Raw genomic sequence first — 20,039 nt, 5'->3', positions numbered from 1 at the left:
CATGACTGGTTTCTGGTTCAAGCCACTATTACTCCTGTCGCTGACGGCGGCCGCCCTGCCTGCGGCGCACGCCGAGCCGCTGCCATTCTGGCGCTCCAGCCTGTCACATCAGGCCTGGATCAAGCGCGACGGCGCGCCGTCCGACGCCAGCGCGGTGTTGCAGGACCGCTCGGGCATGCTGTGGTTTGGCGCTTCCGACGGACTGTACCGCTTTGACGGCGTGCGCTTCGAGCGGGTAGACGAAATCGCCGGCCACCCGTTGCTGTCACCGAATGTGCACGCACTGGCGCTATTTGGCGACGCGCTGTGGGTCGGCTATGAACATGGCGGCATCAGCGTCTTCGAGCATGGCAAGGTGCGCCATTACGGCGAGGCGGATGGCGCCCCCGCCAGCGCCATCCTGCAATTCGGTAAAACCGGCGATGGCCGATATTGGTTTTCCAGCCCGGCCGGCATCTTCTGGCTGGATGGCGTGCAGTGGCGGCAGGTGTCTCCGGCCGACGGCTTGCCGGCCAGCGACCAGCCGACGCTGAATGTGCTGCATGACGGCAGCCTGCTGGTCACCCATATCAGGGGCCTGTTCCGCAGCCCGCCCGGCACCCACAGCTTCCGCAAAGTGGACGAGTTTGGCAGCATGCAGCGCAGCCAGCTGGACGCCAGCGGTAAGGCCATCATCTTCAAGTTCGGCGAAGCACCACGGATATTTGATCCGCTCAGCGACACGGTAACACCGCTGCATCTGCCGCCAACCGGCGGGACGCCGTATAGCGTCCACCGCGACCGGCGCAACGGCTGGTGGATCGGTCCCGGCGATGGCATGCGCCTGTACACGCCCGACCTGCACCTGAAGAAGCAGTTGCTGGCGCCGCACGATTTCAGCGCCGTGCGCGTGTTCAGGGCGCCGTTCGACGACCGCGAAGGCAATCTGTGGTTCATGACCGAGAACGGCATCGACCGCATCCGCGAAAATCGCCTGATGGTGCAGGATATGCCGAATGGCAGCACCGATTTCAGCATCATCGCCGGCCCGGATGGCGAGGTGTGGATCAGCAGCCACTCGTCGCGCGATCCGATTTCGCCGCCCACCTTCGCCATCGCCCCGGATGGCGCTCGGATTGCCAGCGATATGGAATCCGCTACCGCCGCCACGCGCGGCGCCGACGGCACGCTGTGGTTCGGCGACCCGCACTCGCTATGGAAACGCAGCAATGGCAAGGTAGAGCGCTGGGCGCGTCCGCCGTCGCTGCAAGGGCAACCAATGCAGGCACTGGCGGTGACGGACGACGGCCGGCTGTGGATGTCGATCGCGCGGCGCGGCGTGCATACCTACCGCGACGGCGTGTGGCAAGCCGGTGGCGGCCATGCCGAACTGGCCGGACGCAACGCGCTGGCGCTGCACGCCGATGCCCAGCAAAGAATCTGGTTCGGCTACACCGCGAACAGCATGGCCATGCTACACAAGGGCAAGATCCAGCAGTTCGGCCACGCCGACGGCCTGGTGGTCGGCAATGTGCTGACCATGTTCAGCCAGCGCGGCACGCTATGGGTCGGCGGCGACCAGGGGCTGGCGCACTTCCACCAGGGACGCTTCATCCCCCTCAGCGACAGCGCCGGCAAGCCATTTACCGGCATCTCCGGCATCGTCGAGACGGCGGCTGGCGAGCTGTGGCTGCAACAGGTGGACGGCCTGGTGCGCATCGGCGCCGCCGAGCTGGCGAACGCGCTGGAGAATGGCCAGGACCGGGTGGCGGCCGAGCGCTTCGATTTCCTCGATGGCTACGAGGGCGCAGCCCAGCAGCTGCGCCCGCTCAACACGCTGATCGAGGCCGGCGACGGCCGCTTGTGGTACGCCACCTCCAGCAGCGTCGGCCTGATCGACCCGCGCCACATTGCCCGCAACCCGGTGGCGCCGACGCCGCTGATCACCTGGCTTTCCACCGACCGCCAGCGCTACCGCATCCGGCAGGGGCTGGAGCTGCCACGGCATACCCAGAATCTGCATATCGACTTCACCGCCGCCGTGCTGTCGATTCCGGAGCGGGCGCGCTTCCGCATCCGCCTGATCGGCCAGGACCATGAGTGGCGCGACACCGGCGCACTGCGCCAGGCCTTCTACACCAACCTCGGCCCCGGCGACTACCGCTTCGAGGTGATGGCCGCCAATGAGGATGGCCTGTGGAGCGTGGCGCCGGCCAGCCTGAATTTCAGCATCGCGCCGGCGTTCTACCAGACCGACTGGTTCAAGCTGGCCTGCGTGGCGCTGCTGGGGGGGGGCCTGTACCTGCTGTACCTGTGGCGGCTGGCGCGCATGACCTCGCGCGTGATCGAACGCATGCGCACCCGGCTGGATGAGCGCGAACGCATCGCCCGCACCTTGCACGACACCTTCCTGCAAAGCGTGCAGGGCCTGATCATGAATGTGCACAGCATCAAGGCCCACCTGCCGAAGAACGACAAGGTACAGCAGAAGATCGACGACGCGCTCGACGCCGCCGACGCCGTGGCCGAGGAAGGCCGCGAGCAGCTGATGGACTTGCGCGTCAACCAGGTCTGCCGCGGCGAGCTGGCGGAAGCGCTCAACATCAGCTGCCGCGCGGCAGCCGTCCAGCACGGCGTGAGCTTCACGCTGCAAGAGCTGGGCGAGCGGCGCGCGCTGCAGCCGGAAGTCCAGGACGAGTTATTCGCCATCGCCCGCGAAGCGGTGCTCAACGCGCTGCGCCATTCCGGCAGTGATACGGTGACCGTGCAGCTAACTTATGGCGCAGCCGACTTTACGCTGGAAGTGCGCGACCAGGGCAAAGGCCTGGGCGAGGAGGTGCGCAAGACCGGCCAGCGTGAACGTCACTGGGGCTTGGCCGGCATGCGCGAGCGGGCCGCCCGCATCGGCGCCAGACTGGCGATCCACAGCACGCCCGGCAGCGGCACCGCCGTGGTGCTGACCCTGCGTGCCGGGCCCGCCTATCGATAAATCGACGTTTGTGTCAAAATTGAATCCCACAATACACATTCGTTTTCATGAGCACCTTCAAGCCCCTGCCGATCACGGTCATGACCGTGGATGACCACCCGCTGTTTCAGCAGGGGATCGCCAGCGTCATCACCGCCGAGGAAGACCTGTACCTGGTCGGCCAGGCCGCCAGCGGCGCCGAGGCAATCGCCATGTACCGCGAATTCCGCCCGGCAGTGACGCTGATGGATCTGCAGATGCCGGACATGAGCGGCATCGACGCCATCATCGCCATCCGCGCCGAATTCCCGGCCGCCCGCATCGTGGTGCTGACCACGCTGGAGGGCGATGTGCAGGCCGCGCGCGCCATCAACGCCGGCGCGGTTGGCTACCTGTTCAAGAGCACGGTGCGCAAGACGCTGGTGGAAACGCTGCGCAACATCCACGCCGGCGGGCGCAGCATTCCAGCCTCGGTGACGCACGCGCTGGTGGAGTCGCGCAGCGGCCAGGGCATCACCAAGCGCGAGGTCGAGGTGCTGAAGCTGGTGGCGCGCGGCAATTCCAATGCGCTGATCGGCGAGGCACTGGGCATTTCCGGCGAAACCGTTAAGGGCTATATGAGCAGCATCCTGCTCAAGTTGCAGGCGCGCGACCGCGCCCATGCGGTGATGATTGCACTGGAACGCGGCATCCTCAGCCTCTGATCCGGACGCCTCTCCCCACTGGCTAGTCGGGCGTCCCCCATTTCAGGGGGAGCAGCCAGCGCTATCGGTCCGGCGGTGGGACATGGCAGCGGCATAATCGGTCACACTGAGTTCATCACGATGACTTCAGCACAGCCCGAAAATGGACCAGATACATCTCATGCGCGTCTTTGTCGCGGTGGGCGAACAAGCCAGCTTTGCCTCCGCCGCACGCCAGCTCAACCTGTCACCAGCGGCCGTCACGCGCGCCATTGGTACGCTGGAAACACAACTCGGGGTGTTGCTGCTGTTGCGCACCACCCGCAACGTGCGCCTGACCGAAGCCGGGCGCCGCTACCTGGATGATAGCCGCGACATCCTCGCCAAGATCGCCGCCGCCAACGAAGGCGCGGCTGATATGAACGCCGCGCCCAAGGGCCATCTGTCGGTCACCGCCTCCACCTTGTACGGCAAGTCCTTCGTGATGCCCTGCCTGGTCGAATTCCTCAAGCAATACCCGGAGGTCGAGGTATCAGCACACTTTCTGGACCGTAACGTCAACCTGGTCGACGAAGGCATTGATGTGGCGGTGCGCATTGGCCATTTGCCAGACTCCAGCCTGCGCGCGCTGCGCGTCGGCCAGGTACGGCAGGTGCTGTGCGCCACGCCGGAATACCTGGCCAGGAACGGCGTGCCGCAGCATCCGGCCGAGCTGCAACGGCATACCATTGTTGCCGCCACCGGCGTCTCATCCAGCGTCGAATGGAAATTCGGCGGCGCCGGCCAGCCCACCACGGTGCGCATGAAGCCCTGCCTGACGGTGGCCAGCGACGCCGCCATCGACGCCGTGCTGACCGGCCTGGGCATCTGCCGCCTGCTATGCTGCCAGGTGGCCGCCGAACTGGCCGAAGGACGGCTGAAAGTCATCCTGTCCGACTACGAGGAAGCGCCGTGGCCGGTGCACATCGTCCACCGCGAGAGCAACTTCGGTTCGTCCAAAGTGCGCAACTTTATCGACATGCTGGCCGCCTCACTGCGCGCCCATCCGTACATGAATAACCACGCCTGAGATAAGAAGTCTATGGAACATTCATTCCATAGCATTATCTTTTTGGGGCAGGGAAAATATTGCTACTTGGTACTTATTCCCTTTCCTCAGAAAGCTTCTCTCATGAAAAATGCTCTTTCCCTGGCCGCACTGAGCGTCGTGCTGACCGCTTGCGGCGGCGGCAGCGATAACAATTCCGCCACCCCGACTGCCCCAACTACGCCGACGACGCCGACTACCCCTACCACGCCAACTACCCCTACTACGCCGACCACGCCAACTACCCCGACCACGCCTACGACACCTACGACGCCAAGCACGGACCCCGTCACCGTTGCGTCGGAAGCCGTGGCCGCGCAGGCGGGACTGAGCCTGATCGCCGGCGCCAACGCCAGCCAGAGCGTGTACGACGTGGTCGCCGATATCGGCGACACCTGGCGCATCACCTTCGACAGCGCCGCCAAGACTTTCGCCATCAAAGTGATCGCCACCCAGTTTGGCCTGACCGACCGCAGCGGCAGCTACACCGCCACCACCGACGGCAACATCACCACCTACACCGGCACCGATCTGCAACTGAGCGTTGATGCGCGTACCCGTCTGCTGAGCGGCAGCATCAAGCTGGGCGGCAAATCCACCACCGTCAGCGGCACCGCCTACGCAGTCGGCGACGTGGCCAAACTGGCCGGCAGCTACACCTTCCTGGGCGCCATGCGCAACGCCAGCAACGGCGCTTCGCCATTCAATCCAAAAGGCGTACTGAAGGTCAACGCCGACGGCAGCGCGCAAATGTGCAACAACGGCGTCTTCAACGCGCAAGGCGTGTGCACAGCGGTGGCAGGCCTGGGCGAGTTCGATAGCGCCAACCTGACCCTGGTCAAGGACACCGCCCGTGGCGTGCTGGTCGCGCGTCAGGGCCAGCTGGACTTCGGCATCGTCCACGTACACGCCGGCGACCGTGGTCTGGCGCTGTTCGTTGACCGCTACGGCCGCAACCAGGAAAACGTGCTGCGCGTCGGCACCCTGGTGGCCGCCAAGGCAGTCAAGGTCGGCACTGAAATCGACGGCAGCTACAGCTGTGCCGATCAAGGCGGCGCTACCGGCAAAATCACCATCGCCGGCACCACGGCCACCGTCACCAACAACAGCACCGGCAAGTCGCATAACGAAAGCGTGACCCTGAACAAGGCCAGCACCGGCTCCCAAGCGGTTGATTTCGACGGCATCGCCGTGCTGAAAGATCCGCAGGATGCGCAGTCGGACTACTCGATGTTCATGCCGGTATCGTCCAGCATGGCGATCGAATATTCGACCGACAAGCCTTACCTGACTGTCTGCGTGAAAAAGTAAGCCAGTCCCTCCCGCGCCAGGCAAGCGCAAAGTGTAGCGTGTATGATCCGGAATCATTCACAGAAAGCTTGCTCATGGCGCGGGACAATATCAACGACATTCTGGTGTTTCTGGCGGTCGCCAGGGAACGCAGCTTCACACGCGCCGCCGCCAAGCTGGGGATGACGCAATCGGCGCTCAGCCACATCATCCGTTCGCTGGAAAGCCGCCTCGGCGTGCGGCTGCTGACGCGCACAACGCGCAGCGTTTCGCCCACCGAGGCTGGCGAGCGCCTGCTACAGAATGTCGCGCCACGGCTGGAGGAAGTGGAAGCCGAGATAGCGGCCATCAGCGACCTTGGCGACAAGCCCTCCGGCACCGTGCGCATCACCGCCATCGACTTTGTGGTCGACAGCCTGCTGTGGCCGCGCATTGCGCCGCTGCTGCGCGAATACCCCGACCTGCAAGTTGAAATTCACTCGGACTACCGTCTGATCGACATCGCCGCCGAGCGCTTCGATATCGGCGTGCGCCATGGCGACCAGGTGGAAAAAGACATGATCGCGGTGCGCCTGAGCGACGCGGTGCCGATGGTGATCGTGGCGGCGCCGGCTTATTTCGCCCATCGCGCGCAGCCGCAATCCATCGCCGAACTGCTGCGCCACAACTGCATCGTCATGCGCCTGCCCAGCAGCGGCGGCATCTATGCCTGGGAACTGCAAGACCAGGGCCGGGCGGTAGACGCCAAGGTGCGCGGCCAGGCCATCTTCACCAGCGTGTATCCGATGGTGGACGCGGCGCTGGCCGGTTGCGGCCTGGCCTTCCTGCCGCAAGAGCTGGCGGCGGAACACCTCCGGTCAGGCCGGCTGGTGCAGGTGATGCAGCCGTTCTGCAAACCGTTTGAACCCTTGTACGCGTTCTACCCAAGCCGCCGCCATTCGTCGCGCGCGCTGGGACTGGTGATCGACGCGATCCGCTACGCGGGCTAGTTTCAGGTGCGCGCCGCATGGGCAGCGCGTGCGGCCAGCGCGGTGAACAAGGCCGCCAGCAGCATGATCGCCACGCTCAGGTAAAACGTGGCACGGTAGCCGCTGGCGTCGAACACCACGCCGCCCGCAGTGGCGCCCAGCATGATCGCCAGCTGCACTACCGCCACCATCAGGCCGCCGCCCGCTTCGGCGTCATCCGGCAGCGTCCTGGCCAGCCAGGTCCACCAGCCTACCGGCGCCGACGTGCCGACCAATTCCCATACCAGCAACAGCGCGCTCACCATCGGCAGCGAATGGCCAAACACCACCAGCGCCGCACCGGTCACCGCCATCAGCAGCGGCGCCGCCAGCAGCGTGCGATACAGCCCCGCGCCACCGCCGGCCACCGCATCAGGCCAAACACCTTGCCAGCACGCTGGCGCGACTCGCCGGGCAACGCCGGCAGGCTGGCGCACTTCCACGCAAAGGCGATGGCAGCCATCGGCACGACGCAGAAGAAAGCGCCACGCCAGCCGACCACCGCGCCGAGAAAACTGCCCAGCGGCGCCGCCACCACGGTGGCCAGCGCATTGCCGCCGTTGAGGATGGCCAGCGCGCGCGGCACCTGCGCAGCCGGTACCAGCCGCATCGCGATGGCCGCCGACATCGACCAGAAGCCGCCGATGGCGACGCCGATCAACGCCCGGCCCAGCATGAAGATCAGGTAATTGGGCGCGAACGCTACCACGCTACCGGACACCATCATCAACAGCGACATCAACAACAGCAGCCGCTTTCGGTCCATGCGGCCCGCGACGGCGCTGATACACAAACTGGTGAGCAAGGCGAACGCGCCAGAAATGGCAATCGCCTGGCCGGCCTGGCCTTCGCTGATGTGCAAGTCGGCCGCAATGGGCGTCAGCAGGCTGACCGGCATGAATTCGGATGCCACCAGCACAAACGCGCCCAGCGACATCGCTAGCACCGCGCCCCAGGACGCGGTCTGTCCCGGCACAGCCGCGCCAGCAGTTAGAGTAGAAGGATTCATAATCAAAAGGACGAACGACACCACGCGCCTGCATTGCGCGGCGCGTGGTCTCAAGGATGAGGGAATCAGGCCGCCAGCGAGGCGTTATCGATGACGAAGCGGTATTTGACGTCGCCCTTGAGCATGCGCTCGTAGGCTGTATTAATTTCATCGGCGCGTATCAGCTCGATGTCGGCGACGATGCCGTGCTCGGCGCAGAAGTCCAGCATCTCCTGGGTTTCAGGTATGCCGCCGATCATCGAGCCGGCAATCTGGCGGCGCTTCATGATCAGGTTGAACACCTGCGTCGACGGATGCGGCGTAGCCGGTGCACCGACCAGTGTCATCGTGCCGTCGCGCTTCAGCAGCACCAGGAAGGCATCCAGATCGTGCGGCGCGGCCACCGTGTTGAGGATGAAGTCGAAACTCTTCGCATGCGCCGCCATCTCGTCCGCATTGCGCGACACCACCACCTCATCGGCGCCCAGCGACTTGGCTGCCTCACGCTTGGACTCCGAGGTGGTGAAGGCCACCACATGCGCGCCCATCGCGTGCGCCAGCTTGATGCCCATATGACCCAGGCCGCCGATGCCGACCACGCCCACCTTCTTGCCCGGACCGGCCTTCCTGTGACGCAGCGGCGAGTACGTGGTGATGCCGGCGCACAGCAGCGGCGCCACCGCCGCCAGATCCTGCTCAGGGTGACGCACGCGCAGCACATAGCGCTCATGCACCACGATCTGCTGCGCGTAGCCGCCCAGCGTATGGCCCGGCGCATCGGCGGTCGGGCCGTTGTAGGTACCGACCATATTATCGCAATAGTTTTCCAGGCCATCCGCACAATCGGCGCAATGCTGGCAGCTATCGACCATGCAGCCGACACCCACCAGATCGCCAACCTGATGGTTCTTCACATGCGCACCAACAGCGGCAACGCGGCCAACAATTTCGTGGCCCGGCACGCAAGGGAACAGTGTCCCGGCCCACTCCGCGCGCGCAGTGTGCAAGTCCGAGTGGCATACACCGCAGAAGGCGATATCGATCTGCACATCATGCGCGCCCGGCGCGCGGCGGGTGATGTCCATCGACACCAGCGGCTGATCAGCGGCGTGAGCGCCGTAAGCTTTAATCGTCATGCGGTCTGTCCTTTCAATCGAATGCCCGCATCATAGTGGCAAAAACATGCCCAAAACGGGCCGGGGTTTTCATGGGCTTATTAATTCACCTCATGAATCCCCGCCGCTAAATACGCTTTTTTTTGTGTTTGGCTATAATGTCTGCATGATCAGACTGGCAAAGCGACGGACGCTGCACCTGTGGATCGCCATGCTGGCCATCCTGTTCAGCGCGCTCGCGCCGACAGTTTCGCATGCGCTGGCGGCCGGCTCGTCAGCCGACAATACGCTGATGCTGTGTACCGTCAACGGCTACAAGCTGATCCAGCTGCCCGGCGATGGCAATGGCGACAGCAAAGCGCCCGCTGACGCCAAGAGCATGCAGCATTGCGCTTTCTGCACCATCCACGGCGGCGCCGACGCCTTGCCTGCCGCACCGGCAGTCGCGCTGCTACTCAGCGCCGGCCGCGATATCTATCCTTCACTGTTCTATCATGCGCCTGGCGCGCAGCCTATCTGGTCCGCCGCACAGCAGCGCGCACCGCCCTTCCTCGCCTGATACGTCCGCATTCTGTCCATCGCGCCAGCCTGGCTGCGCGCGTGGCGCCGCGCCATGCCGCCGCGCTTTGATACGCACATCACGAGGAACATCATGAAATCGCTTTACCTGACTATCTGCATGGCCGCCGCAGGCATCACCCATGCACAAACCGAGGTCACCCCGGTCACCGATCCCAAACTCAAAGTCATCGTCTCCGCGCTCGGCGAAAGCTGGCTGCAACGCCCTACCGGTCCGAGCGACGCGGCGCTGCTGCTCAGCGCCACGCCAGGCTACAGCGTGGCGCAAGGCGGCGGCGTTTCCGGCCTGCCCTTCATCAACGGCCTGGGGGACGACCGCCTGAAAATCCGCATCGACGGCATGGAAATCACTTCGGCCTGCGCCAACCACATGAACGCGCCGCTGTCCTACCTCGATCCGACCCAGGTCGGCCGTATCGAAGTGCTGGCTGGCGTCACGCCGGTCAGTGCCGGTGGCGACAGCATCGGCGGCACCATCACCGTCAAGTCGGCCGCACCGGCGTTTGCCGACAACGCCGACAAACTGCGCACCTCCGCCCGCATCACGCTGAGTGGCCGCAGCAACGGCGAAGCAGTCAACGGCGGGGTCTCGGCCGGCATTGCCAGCGACAGCATGAGCTTCGGCTACAGCGCCGCTTACGCGCGAGGCCACAGCTACGAAGACGGCAATGGCGACCGCGTACTGGGCAGCATGTACGAGAGCATCAACCAGTCGGCCGTGCTGGCGTGGCGCGACCAGGACCAGCAGCTGACCGTGCGCGCCGGCGTGCAGCACATCCCGTATCAAGGCTTCCCCAACCAGTACATGGACATGACCGACAACACCGGCAAGTTCGCCAACGCCGATTACCTGCGCCGCTTCGGCTGGGGCGAGCTGGAGGCCAATGTCTACTGGCAGCGCACCGATCACGAAATGGGCTTCTTCACGCCTGAACGTCCGGGCACCATGCCGATGGTGACGCATGGCCGCAATATCGGCTACACGCTGAAGGCCACGCTGCCGCTCAGCGAAGCACGCAAGCTACGGCTCGGACAGGAATACCATACCTTCCGCCTGGAAGACTTCTGGCCAGCCGTCAGCGGCTCGATGATGATGGGCCCGCAGACCTATGTGAACGTCAGCGATGGCCAGCGCGACCGCATCGCCCTGTACGGCGAGACGGAAACCACGCACAACGCGCAATGGACCTCGCTGCTGGGCGCGCGCTGGGAATCGGTGCGCATGAACGCCGGCGATGTGCAGCCTTATTCGACCTCGATGATGAACGCCGCCGATGCAGCCGCCGCCCAAGCCTTCAACGCGCGCGGCCGCCAGCAGCGCGACAGCAATCTGGACCTGACCGCGCTGGCCCGCTACGAAGCCGACGCCTCGACCACGCTGGAACTGGCGGCCGCCCGCAAGACCCGCTCGCCCAATCTGTACGAGCGCTATGCGTGGGGACGCGGCTCCATGGCCATGACCATGACCAACTGGTTCGGCGACGGCAATGGCTATGTCGGCGACATCGACCTGAAACCGGAAACCGCCTACACGCTGGCCTTCACCGCGCACTGGCACGGCGGTGAAGGCGCGCGCGCCTGGTTCGTCAAGCTAAATCCCTATTTCAACCGCGTGCATGACTACATCGATGTCGATGTGCTGGGCAGCTTTAATCCCTACATGAAGATGAGCGCCAAAGGCGCGCTGCTGCGCTTCGCCAACCACGACGCCCGCCTGTACGGCGCCAACCTGTCATGGGGTGTTCCGGTGGCGGAGCAGCTCAAATTCCTCGGCAACGCCGCTTATACGCGCGGCAAGCGCAGCGACGGCGGCGACCTGTATCGCATCATGCCGCTGAACGCCCTGCTGACGCTGGAGCATAGTAGCGGCGCCTGGACCAACCAGCTTGAAGCCAGGCTGGTGGCACGCAAGGACAAGACCGACCTGCGCCGGCTGGAACCGGAAACCGGCGGCTACGGATTGCTGAATGCCCGCACCAACTACCAGTTGCAGAAGAATCTGCGCCTGTCGGCCGGTGTCACCAACCTGCTGGACAAGGTGTATGCCGATCCGATGGGCGGCGTCTACCTGTCCGGGCTACAGCGCCAGGGCGGCGCCTTCCAGCCGCTGCCGGGCTATGGCCGCTCGTTCGATGTCGGCCTGACGCTGACCTTCTAAGCCCTGGCTTGTCGCGTGGCGGGTGAATAAACATGCCGTGATTTGGTGATTTTCGCAATTGCGGTATAAAGGTGCTGATTGCAGAATGATGCAAACTATACGGAGACCTACACCCATGGCAGATTCCACCCGCTACGCCAGTTTGTTCGCCCTCGGCCTGCTGGCCGCCCTCCCCATCACGGCCAGCGCCGAGACAGTGACGGTCAAGTCGCCCGACGGCCGCAACGCCATCAGCATCGACGGCGACAACTTCACCTGGTCGCTGAGCCGCGACGGCAAGCGCATTATCGAACCGTCGCCGCTCGGGCTGAAACTACTGGAACAGGGCGTAGTTGGTCCTGGCGCGCGACTCGCCGGCCACACAGAGAAGACCGTCAAGGATACCTATGAAATCGTGCTGGGCAAGGCGCGCAGCGCGCAGGACCACTACAACCAGTCCGAGCTCGCGTTCAGCGCCAAGCTGCAATTCAAGCTGCTGGTGCGCGCCTATGACAACGGCGTCGCCTTCCGCTACGTACTGCCGGAGCAGGCCGGCCTGAAGTCCGTCAAGGTGATGAGCGAAAACACCCAGTTCAACTTCGCCAAGGACTACGACTGCTGGGGCGCCAACATGGGCCGCTTCGACACCAGCTTTGAAGCCGAGTACGACCTGACCAAGGCCTCGAAAATACGCGAGTTCCACAACTACATCGCGCCGCTGGTGTGCAAGACCGGTGTCAACGCCAACACCTTCGCCATCGCCGAATCGGATGTCAAAGACTATCCGGGCTTGTTCCTCGGCGGCCGTGGCGATGCGGGCCTGGGGGTGGCGGTCAAGCTGCCGCCGCGCTTCGACAACAACCGCGACTACCGCTCGCGCAAAAGCGTCTCCGCCAGCGTGCAGCTGAAGGGACAGGGATTCCGCACGCCTTGGCGCGTGGTGATGCTGGGCGATACGCCGGGCGACCTGGCCGCATCGTCGCTGATTCCGACGCTGTCTGCGCCGTCGCAAATCAAGGACACCAGCTGGATCAAGCCGTCCAAGACTTCGTGGGACTGGTGGAACGACTGGGCGGTGAACGTCCCGAACGCCGGCGTCAATACCGCCACCTACAAGGCCTTCGTCGACTTTTCCAAAGAGATGAAGCTGGACGATATCCTGATCGATGAAGGCTGGTCGGTCGGCAGCGACATCGAGCCGAACCCCAAGGCCGATGTGACCCGCGCCAAGCCGGAACTGGACATGCCGGCGCTGCTGCAATACGCGAAGTCGCAGGGCGTTGGCATATGGCTGTGGGTGCAGTGGCAGCAACTGGACCAGCAGATGGACGCCGCCTTCAAGCAGTATGCCACCTGGGGAATCAAGGGTGTGAAGGTCGACTTCATGAACCGCAACGACCAGGAGATGGTCGACTGGTATCACAAGGTGCTCGAAAAAGCCGCTTCCTACAAGCTGATGGTTGACCTGCACGGCGCCTATCCGCCAACAGGCCTGGTCCGCACCTGGCCCAACTACATCACCCAGGAAGGCGTGCTGGGCGCGGAGAATAACAAGTGGAGCGCGCGCATCACCGCCGCGCACAATGTCACGCTGCCGTTCACCCGCATGATCCTCGGCCCGATGGACTACACGCCGGGCGGCTTCCGCAGCACCACGCCGTCCACTTTCGCGCACCGCTTCCACGCGCCGACGGTGATGACCACGCGCGGCCAGGCGATCGCCATGTACGTGGTGTACGACAGCCCGTTCCAGATGGTGTCCGACAGCCCGGATGCCTACAAGACGGCCGACGGCAAATGGGCCGACGGCGCGGAGTTCATCCAGCAAGTGCCGACCAGCTGGGATGAAACGCGCATCGTCGCCGGCGACATCGGCGAGTACATCGTCTCCGCGCGCCGCAAGGGCGACACCTGGTACATCGGCGCGATGACCAACGAGTCCGAGCGCACGCTGAAGGTGCCCCTGGCCTTCCTTGGCAACGGCGAATACAACGCCCATGTGCTGCAGGACGGCGACGATGTCAATCGCCTGGACGCCAGCGACAGCAAGGTCAGCGCCATGCAGACACTGACCTTGAAGCTGGCGCCGTCCGGCGGCGCGGTGGCGGTGATCCGCCGCTGATACGCCGGGATTCGTTACCGGGCAGCGTCAGCGCTGCCCGGCCAGTTCCTGCACGCGCCAGCCTTCGTCACGCGTTTGCAGGAAGGCACGGATCGAATCCACCGTTACCGCATTGATGCGGTCCGAGAAGCGTAGCGCGCTCGGGTGGTCGTCAAAGGCGATATTCGCCTTGAACACGCGGCCGCCCAGGCGCGTAACCGGGCCGATATGCATTTCGGTCGGCTGATAGCCGGCCATCTTCAGCCAGGCCTGCGCCTGTTCGCGCGTGCGCACGCGGATGTCGCTGGCTTCGGCCGAAGCCAGTACTTCCAGCACCCACTGGTTGGAGTTCTGATATTTGGTTGCGAACGGATAGGCCACCATGTTGTACTTCGGCCAGTGCAGCCGGTGCAGCGCCGGCGCATCCGCCATCACTTCCTTCAGCCGTGCAGCGACCTTGGGCGGCGGCGCCATCACCAGCGCGTCCAGCGTGAACGGATCATCCAGGAAGAAGTTGGCCAGGCCATCCACCCACAGCGCTGAATCGGCGCTGCCGCAATTATTCAGTAGTTCATACACGCGCCATGGCTGGCCTGCTGCGGGCCGGAACGCCAGGCCTGCGTGGGTGTATTTCAAGCGGTATTTGGACAGGTCCTGTCCCTGACGTGCCACCAGCGCCACATCGGAACCTGATGCATCCAGCGCCGCCTGCAAGCGCTGGCCTGCTTTCAGCGCATCGGTGAAGGACTTTTGCGTGATGGGCTGTTCTTCGCACGAGCGTCCCGCGTGCGCTGGCGCGGCACAGCAAGCCGCCAGCAGCGCGGCGGTGATCAGCGCCGCTCTCATGATGCGGGCAGACGTTTTTGCGACAGCAAGGCCTCGCCCAATTCGTTAGGAATAAACGCCACCACTTTGCCCGAGGCCACCAGCAGCGTGCCGGTGGTTTCCGAAATCACCGACACCGTGGCGCCGACCGACATGCCCACTGCATCGGCGGCCTTGCCGCTGATCTTGACCGACAGCTTGGCGCCCGACGACACCGATGTCAGCAAAATTTCGACGCCGCCAGCCACGGCTTCCACGATGCCGCTGACCACATAGGCGCCGCCGGCGACCAGCGCCACCGAACCTGCGGCCGGGCCGGAATCGCCATTGGTCGAACCGGCCACGCTGATCGCCGGCGAGGCCACGATGGACATCGTGCCGACCGATACTTTCTCCGACGCGGTACTGGGGCCTGGGCCGGCGATGGCCTGCGCGCCCGTTACCAATGCAAGCACCGTCAAGGCGCTGCGGAATGCGGCTTTTGTCGTCATCAACTCTCTCCCGTTAGTATTGCGGTGGAGATCATATTCCTAATTTGGCAACATGTGCAAGTAGCTGGTCAGGTTCAGTGCCTGCATAAAGGCCTGGTCGTGCGACACCACCACCAGCGCGCCCCGGTATTGGCCTAGCATCATCTCCAGCGCTTCCAGCGAGGCCAGGTCGAGGTGATTGCTGGGTTCATCCAGCAGCAGCAGTTGCGCCGGAGGATGCGCGTACAGCGAGCAGGCCAGCGCCACCTTCAGGCGTTCGCCACCACTGAGCGTGCCTACCGGCGCGGCGGCCACTTGCGCATCCAGTCCCATTTGCGCGAGATGGGTGCGTAGCGTGGCTTCACCCGCTACACGGTTGGCGGCCAGCAGGTGCTGGATGGCGGAGCGCTGCGGCGTCAGGCTGTTCAATTGCTGATCCAGATACGCGGTGCGGGCGCGCACTTCGCAGCGGCCAGACAGCGGCGCCAGCTGCCCGTCGAGCAGTTTAAGCAGCGTGGACTTTCCGCTGCCGTTAGGCCCGATGACACCGATGCGTTGCGGCCCGGTGATGGTCAGGCTGATCGCGCGCGTGGATGGCGGCACATAAGGCAGCACCACCGCCTCCAGCTCCGCCAGCCGCTGCCGCGCCGCCTGCGGCCCGGCCAGCGCATGCATGGCGATGGCGGCGGGCAGCGCGATCTGCTGCGCGGCTTCCCGCACCTGCTGCGACAACTGCTCCTGCTGCGCAGCGTGCTGCTGCCGCAGCTTGCCGGCCGTGGCTTGTGCACGGTTCTTCTGCCCACCCAGCAGGATCTTCGCCTGGTTCGCCGCGCGGCCATCGCTGGCGCCTTTCGCCAGACGGCGCTCCTGCCGTTCCTGCTGCTCGCGCATGGTTTGCGTTTCGCGTCTGCGTTCCAGCTTGCGCTGTTCAAACTGGCGTTGCGCACTATCCTGCTCGATGCGCTTGCACTCGGCGTAGAAGGAATAGCCTCCGCCGTAACTGCGCAAGCCATGCGGCGATAGTTCAACGATGCGCTCCATCTGTTCCAGCAGTTCGCGGTCATGACTGATGACCAGCAGGCCGCCTGGCCAGCGTCGCAGCTGCGCCAGCAAGGCGTCGCGGTTGGCGCGGTCGAGGTGGTTGCTGGGTTCATCAAGGATCAGCATATCCGCGCCGGACAGCCAGGCGGCGATCAGCGCCACCCGCATTGCTTCGCCGCCGCTCAGTTCAGCCGCAGGCGTCTCGGGGTGCACGTGCAGCAAGCCGCAGCGATCCAGCTCAGATTGCAGGCGTTCGCGCATATCCCAGCGGTCGCCGACAGCGTCGAAGTCCGCTGCATCGGCGCTGCCATTCTCAATGCGCGCCAAGGCTTCCAGCGCCAGCTGCACACCGGCGAGTGCAGCCACCGTGCCCTGTGGCGCGACCTGCTGCCGCAGGTAATGCACACCGCCAGCACGCGTGATGCGTCCCGACGATGGCGCAAGTTCGCCAGCCAGCAAGCGCGCCAGCACACTTTTGCCGACGCCATTGCGGCCCACCAGGCCAGTGCAGCGCTGGTCGAAAACTTCGTACAGGTCTTGGAAAAGAACGCGGCCATCGGCCAGCGTGAAAGAGACGCCTTCCAGCGTCAGACAGGTATTCGTCATAGCATGCCTTTAATGATGTGTCACAGCCTTCCCGGAAAGGGAGCGGCGCTTAAGCAGACAACAACATTAATTACGCATCGGACGAATACCTCATAGGTGATGAGCGATCACTATAGCACGATCAGTCCCAGGCTGGCGCCAGGCCGTCCGGGCTGGTCAAGCGTTCGTTGCGATCCAGCGCCGCAATCTGCGACATATCGTCATCGCTCAGCTTGAGGTCCAGCGCCTTCAGATTGCTCTCCAGGTTGGCGCGTTTGGTCGATGAGGGAATCACCGCATAACCGAGCTGCATCGCCCACGCCAGCACCACTTGCGCCGGCGTCGCACGATGACGTTCAGCGATCTTTGCGATCACTGGATCGCCCAGCACTTTGCCATAGGCCAGCGTCATATAGGACGTGAGGTGGATGCCATGTTCGCGCGCGAACGCAGCCACCTTGCGGTTTTGCAGATACGGATGCAGCTCGACCTGGTTGGTGGCGATGGCCTCGGCGCCGACTGCATCAATCGCCTGCTGCATCAGCTCCACGTTAAAGTTGGAGACACCGATCTGGCGCGTCAGCCCCTGCGCCTTGGCGTCCGCCAGCGCCGCCATAAACTCCTTCACCGGCACCGCGCCTCCTGGCGACGGCCAATGAATCAAGGTCAGATCAACATAATCCGTGCGCAGCTTGGCCAGGCTCTCCTTCAGGCTGGGGATCAGCTTTTCCCTGGACAGATTGTCGATCCAGATTTTGGTGGTGATGAACAGCGCATCGCGCGGTACGCCGCTGGCGGCAATCGCAGCACCGACTTCGGCCTCGTTACCATAGATCTGCGCGGTATCGATCACGCGATAGCCTGCTTCCAGGCCGTTGCGTACCGAATCCACCGCTGCATCGCCTTGCAGACGGAAAGTACCGATGCCGAATGCTGGAATACCCATTATTTTTTCCTTTAGTGCTTGCAGCCCGTCGGTGTAAATACCGTAGAAGTGCTGCGTGATTTCCTGTTCCGTGACGCCCACCGGCGTAAATCTGCCCGACCACTCCACCACCGATCCGGCATCGCCGTCCGGTTTCACCCGCAGCGTGGCGAAATGATTCTTGACCATGGCCTTACGCCTTATCGCCTGGCAGTGGTGCGCCAGCCGCCACCAGTTTCTGTTCGCGCATCTCTTGCCAGAAGGCGGCAGGGATCTTCTCGTTCAGTGCGGCGTGATCCTCGGTGATGCGTTCCGGACGGCTGGCGCCTGGTATCACCGAGGCCACTGCCGGATGGGCCAGCGCAAACTGCAAAGCCGCGGCCTTCACGCTGATGCCATGCTTCTGCGCGATCGCCTTGATGCGTTCGACACGCGCGATGATTTCCGGCGACGCTTTCTGATATTCAAAGTGCGTGCCACCGGCCAGGATGCCCGAGCTGTAAGGGCCGCCGACCACGATGTCGACACCGCGCTGCGCAGCGGCTGGCAGCAGGCGTTGCAACGAGCGCTCATGATCCAGCAGCGTGTAGCGGCCGGCCAGCAGCATCACGTCCGGCTTCGGTTCGTTCAGGTCCAGCAGCACCTCCACCGGTTCGACGCGGTTGACGCCCAGGCCCCAGCCTTTGATCACGCCTTCGTCGCGCAGGCGGTCCAGCGTGCGGAAGGCGCCGGTGCGGGCGATCTCGAATTGGCGCAGCCAGTCGTCGCCATAAAAATCCTGCGCTACATCGTGCACGAACACCAGGTCCAGGTGGTCGGTCTTCAGCCGCTTCAGGCTATCCTCGATCGAACGCAAGGTAGCGTCGGCACTGTAGTCGTTGACGATTTTGTTCGGACGGCCATGTTCAAACACGCCGCCTTTTTCGCCCATCTCGCGCTTGGCTGGATCTTCGATTTCGTCGAGGATCACGCGGCCAACCTTGGTACTCAATACATAGTCTTCGCGCTTGCGCTTGGCCAGTGCTTCGCCCAGACGCAGTTCGGCCAGGCCGGCGCCATACAGCGGCGCGGTGTCGAAGTAGCGGATGCCCTGTTCCCAGGCCGCGTCCACCGTGGCCAGCGCTTCGGCCTCCGGAATGTTGCGGAACATATTACCCAGTGGCGCGGTGCCGAAGCCCAGTTTGCCTTGCAGTTTGTGACGGATGCTCATCTTGATTCCTTTGAAGTAAATGAAGAGAAAGTGATGCCAGTTTATGTTGACGGGATAAGACTGTCCAAGACATAATTTGCACAACTTGAGACATTAAAGGTCTAACATGTTGGACATTCGTCAACTTCAATACTTCGTGACTGTCGCCGAGGAGGAGCATGTGGGGCGCGCCGCCGAAAAGCTGCACATCTCGCAGTCGCCGCTGTCACGCCAGATCGCCCAGCTCGAGGAAAAGCTCGGGCTGACACTGTTCGAGCGCAGCCAGCAGCGCATCCGCCTGACGCGCGATGGCCGCACCTTCCTGGCCGAAACCCAGGCCTTCCTCACCCACGCCAAACGGCTCGAAGCGCTGGCAAAACGCCTGGGCCGCGGCGATGAGGGCGGCTTGTGCATCGGCTATATCGAGAACGCCATGCACGCCGGCGTACTGCCGGCTGGCTTGCGCGAACTGCGCACCACGCGGCCGAATGTGCATGTCGCCTTATACAGCCTGCACTCGTCGGAGCAGCTGGAGGGCCTGCGACAGCGCAGCCTGGATATCGCGCTGGTATGCGATCCGCCACCGGCCGACGATCCCGACCTGGAAGGCGCGCGGGTGCTCAGTGACCCAATGATCCTTGCGCTGCCGGAGGGCCATCCACTGTGTGACATCAAGGATCTGCAAGCGGCCGACCTGGCCAATCAGGAATTCATCGTGGTGCGCCATCATGAAACCGGCGATCACCATCACCGCTTTGTCGCAGCCTGCGTGCACGCCGGCTTCACGCCCAACATCAAGATGGAGGCCAGCGAGCCGACCACCGCGCTCGGACTGGTGGCGGCGGGGCTGGGCGTGGCGCTGGTGCAGCAAGGCTTGCGGCATCAGGCGCCGCCCGGCGTGGTGCTGCGCGAGCTGCCGTGGTTCAGCTATCGCGCCGGCGTGTGGGCGGCCTGGCACCGCATCAACCTGCGGCCGCTGGTGGCCACCTTCCGTGAAACACTGATGGAATTGGCGGCGACGGCGCGCGAGCAATAGGCTACACTGGCGGTCACATCTTTTTGCGCCGTCC

17 protein-coding genes are annotated in these 20,039 nt (G+C 64.0%); 9 read left to right on the top strand and 8 right to left on the bottom strand.

The genetic code is table 11. The features are described from left to right. The first annotated feature begins 1 nt into the window (after position 1). From KW842_RS23130 to KW842_RS23110, 5 genes are all read left to right on the top strand, one after another. Positions 2–2,968 (top strand): sensor histidine kinase, encoded by a 2,967-nt coding sequence (locus KW842_RS23130; protein ID WP_218306486.1) that lies wholly within the window; start codon positions 2–4, stop codon positions 2,966–2,968. Positions 2,969–3,015: 47 nt separating this feature from the next. Then, a complete protein-coding gene (locus KW842_RS23125; RefSeq protein WP_218306485.1) occupies positions 3,016–3,651 on the top strand; it encodes a response regulator transcription factor in 636 nt (211 codons plus the stop codon). 160 nt (positions 3,652–3,811) lie between these two features. Further along, positions 3,812–4,699, top strand: coding sequence for a LysR substrate-binding domain-containing protein (locus KW842_RS23120; protein ID WP_307729867.1), 888 nt, complete (start codon positions 3,812–3,814; stop codon positions 4,697–4,699). Between the two features lie 102 nt (positions 4,700–4,801). Then, positions 4,802–6,028, top strand: coding sequence for a hypothetical protein (locus KW842_RS23115; RefSeq protein ID WP_218306483.1), 1,227 nt, complete (start codon positions 4,802–4,804; stop codon positions 6,026–6,028). 74 nt (positions 6,029–6,102) lie between these two features. Further along, complete coding sequence (locus KW842_RS23110; protein WP_218306482.1) at positions 6,103–6,996, top strand: LysR family transcriptional regulator; 894 nt, start codon at positions 6,103–6,105, stop codon at positions 6,994–6,996. A 2-nt stretch (positions 6,997–6,998) separates the two neighbouring features. Here KW842_RS23110 and KW842_RS27790 read toward each other — a convergent pair whose 3' ends face one another. From KW842_RS27790 to KW842_RS23100, 3 genes are all read right to left on the bottom strand, one after another. Continuing rightward, complete coding sequence (locus tag KW842_RS27790) at positions 6,999–7,382, bottom strand: hypothetical protein (protein WP_307729866.1); 384 nt, start codon at positions 7,380–7,382, stop codon at positions 6,999–7,001. After that, positions 7,328–7,990: an MFS transporter gene (locus tag KW842_RS27785; protein ID WP_373925223.1), complete on the bottom strand. Its 663-nt coding sequence runs from the start codon at positions 7,988–7,990 to the stop codon at positions 7,328–7,330. The genes KW842_RS27790 and KW842_RS27785 overlap by 55 nt, the downstream gene beginning before the upstream one ends. 98 nt (positions 7,991–8,088) lie before the next feature. Then, entirely contained in the window at positions 8,089–9,138 is a 1,050-nt protein-coding gene (locus KW842_RS23100; RefSeq protein ID WP_218306481.1) for an NAD(P)-dependent alcohol dehydrogenase, read from the bottom strand. 145 nt (positions 9,139–9,283) lie between these two features. Here KW842_RS23100 and KW842_RS23095 point away from each other — a divergent pair, with 145 nt between their 5' ends. From KW842_RS23095 to KW842_RS23085, 3 genes are all read left to right on the top strand, one after another. Continuing rightward, the gene (locus KW842_RS23095; RefSeq protein ID WP_218306480.1) at positions 9,284–9,676 is read left to right on the top strand and encodes a DUF2946 domain-containing protein; all 393 of its coding nucleotides are present in this window, start codon (positions 9,284–9,286) and stop codon (positions 9,674–9,676) included. A 93-nt stretch (positions 9,677–9,769) separates the two neighbouring features. Continuing rightward, entirely contained in the window at positions 9,770–11,854 is a 2,085-nt protein-coding gene (locus tag KW842_RS23090; RefSeq protein ID WP_218306479.1) for a TonB-dependent receptor, read from the top strand. 115 nt (positions 11,855–11,969) lie between these two features. Beyond that, positions 11,970–13,955 carry a glycoside hydrolase family 97 protein gene (locus KW842_RS23085; RefSeq protein ID WP_218306478.1) on the top strand — a complete coding sequence of 662 codons (1,986 nt, stop codon included), beginning with the start codon at positions 11,970–11,972 and terminating at the stop codon, positions 13,953–13,955. 27 nt (positions 13,956–13,982) lie between these two features. Here KW842_RS23085 and KW842_RS23080 read toward each other — a convergent pair whose 3' ends face one another. The 5 genes from KW842_RS23080 to KW842_RS23060 form a co-directional block, all read right to left on the bottom strand. Further along, positions 13,983–14,780: a DUF2145 domain-containing protein gene (locus KW842_RS23080; protein WP_218306477.1), complete on the bottom strand. Its 798-nt coding sequence runs from the start codon at positions 14,778–14,780 to the stop codon at positions 13,983–13,985. Then, a complete protein-coding gene (locus tag KW842_RS23075; RefSeq protein ID WP_218306476.1) occupies positions 14,777–15,250 on the bottom strand; it encodes a hypothetical protein in 474 nt (157 codons plus the stop codon). Before KW842_RS23075 ends, KW842_RS23080 begins: the two co-directional genes overlap by 4 nt. 39 nt (positions 15,251–15,289) lie before the next feature. Further along, positions 15,290–16,876 (bottom strand): ABC-F family ATP-binding cassette domain-containing protein, encoded by a 1,587-nt coding sequence (locus KW842_RS23070; protein ID WP_218306475.1) that lies wholly within the window; start codon positions 16,874–16,876, stop codon positions 15,290–15,292. A gap of 121 nt (positions 16,877–16,997) precedes the next feature. Then, positions 16,998–17,804: a 2,5-didehydrogluconate reductase DkgB gene (gene dkgB / locus KW842_RS23065; RefSeq protein ID WP_218306602.1), complete on the bottom strand. Its 807-nt coding sequence runs from the start codon at positions 17,802–17,804 to the stop codon at positions 16,998–17,000. A 169-nt stretch (positions 17,805–17,973) separates the two neighbouring features. Then, entirely contained in the window at positions 17,974–18,990 is a 1,017-nt protein-coding gene (locus KW842_RS23060; protein WP_218306474.1) for an aldo/keto reductase, read from the bottom strand. A 106-nt stretch (positions 18,991–19,096) separates the two neighbouring features. On the opposite strand from KW842_RS23060, the gene KW842_RS23055 reads away from it, so the two are divergent. After that, a complete protein-coding gene (locus tag KW842_RS23055; protein ID WP_218306473.1) occupies positions 19,097–20,005 on the top strand; it encodes a LysR substrate-binding domain-containing protein in 909 nt (302 codons plus the stop codon). The last annotated feature ends 34 nt before the right edge of the window (positions 20,006–20,039 follow it).

It is taken from the genome of Duganella sp. sic0402 (genome assembly GCF_019219065.1).
Lineage (GTDB): Bacteria > Pseudomonadota > Gammaproteobacteria > Burkholderiales > Burkholderiaceae_D > Rugamonas.
The sequence above is the reverse complement of the archived record's forward strand: the minus strand, read 5'-3'. Positions and strand labels throughout refer to the sequence as shown.

Coding starts and splice junctions, on each gene's coding strand:
- KW842_RS23125 (WP_218306485.1), top strand. CDS start 3,016: ATGAGCACCTTCAAGCCCCTGCCGATCACGGTCATGACCGTGGATGAC.
- KW842_RS23055 (WP_218306473.1), top strand. CDS start 19,097: ATGTTGGACATTCGTCAACTTCAATACTTCGTGACTGTCGCCGAGGAG.
- KW842_RS23130 (WP_218306486.1), top strand. CDS start 2: ATGACTGGTTTCTGGTTCAAGCCACTATTACTCCTGTCGCTGACGGCG.
- KW842_RS23120 (WP_307729867.1), top strand. CDS start 3,812: ATGCGCGTCTTTGTCGCGGTGGGCGAACAAGCCAGCTTTGCCTCCGCC.
- KW842_RS23060 (WP_218306474.1), bottom strand. CDS start 18,990: ATGAGCATCCGTCACAAACTGCAAGGCAAACTGGGCTTCGGCACCGCG.
- KW842_RS23075 (WP_218306476.1), bottom strand. CDS start 15,250: ATGACGACAAAAGCCGCATTCCGCAGCGCCTTGACGGTGCTTGCATTG.
- KW842_RS23100 (WP_218306481.1), bottom strand. CDS start 9,138: ATGACGATTAAAGCTTACGGCGCTCACGCCGCTGATCAGCCGCTGGTG.
- KW842_RS23090 (WP_218306479.1), top strand. CDS start 9,770: ATGAAATCGCTTTACCTGACTATCTGCATGGCCGCCGCAGGCATCACC.
- KW842_RS23070 (WP_218306475.1), bottom strand. CDS start 16,876: ATGACGAATACCTGTCTGACGCTGGAAGGCGTCTCTTTCACGCTGGCC.
- KW842_RS23115 (WP_218306483.1), top strand. CDS start 4,802: ATGAAAAATGCTCTTTCCCTGGCCGCACTGAGCGTCGTGCTGACCGCT.
- KW842_RS23095 (WP_218306480.1), top strand. CDS start 9,284: ATGATCAGACTGGCAAAGCGACGGACGCTGCACCTGTGGATCGCCATG.
- KW842_RS23110 (WP_218306482.1), top strand. CDS start 6,103: ATGGCGCGGGACAATATCAACGACATTCTGGTGTTTCTGGCGGTCGCC.
- KW842_RS23085 (WP_218306478.1), top strand. CDS start 11,970: ATGGCAGATTCCACCCGCTACGCCAGTTTGTTCGCCCTCGGCCTGCTG.
- KW842_RS23080 (WP_218306477.1), bottom strand. CDS start 14,780: ATGAGAGCGGCGCTGATCACCGCCGCGCTGCTGGCGGCTTGCTGTGCC.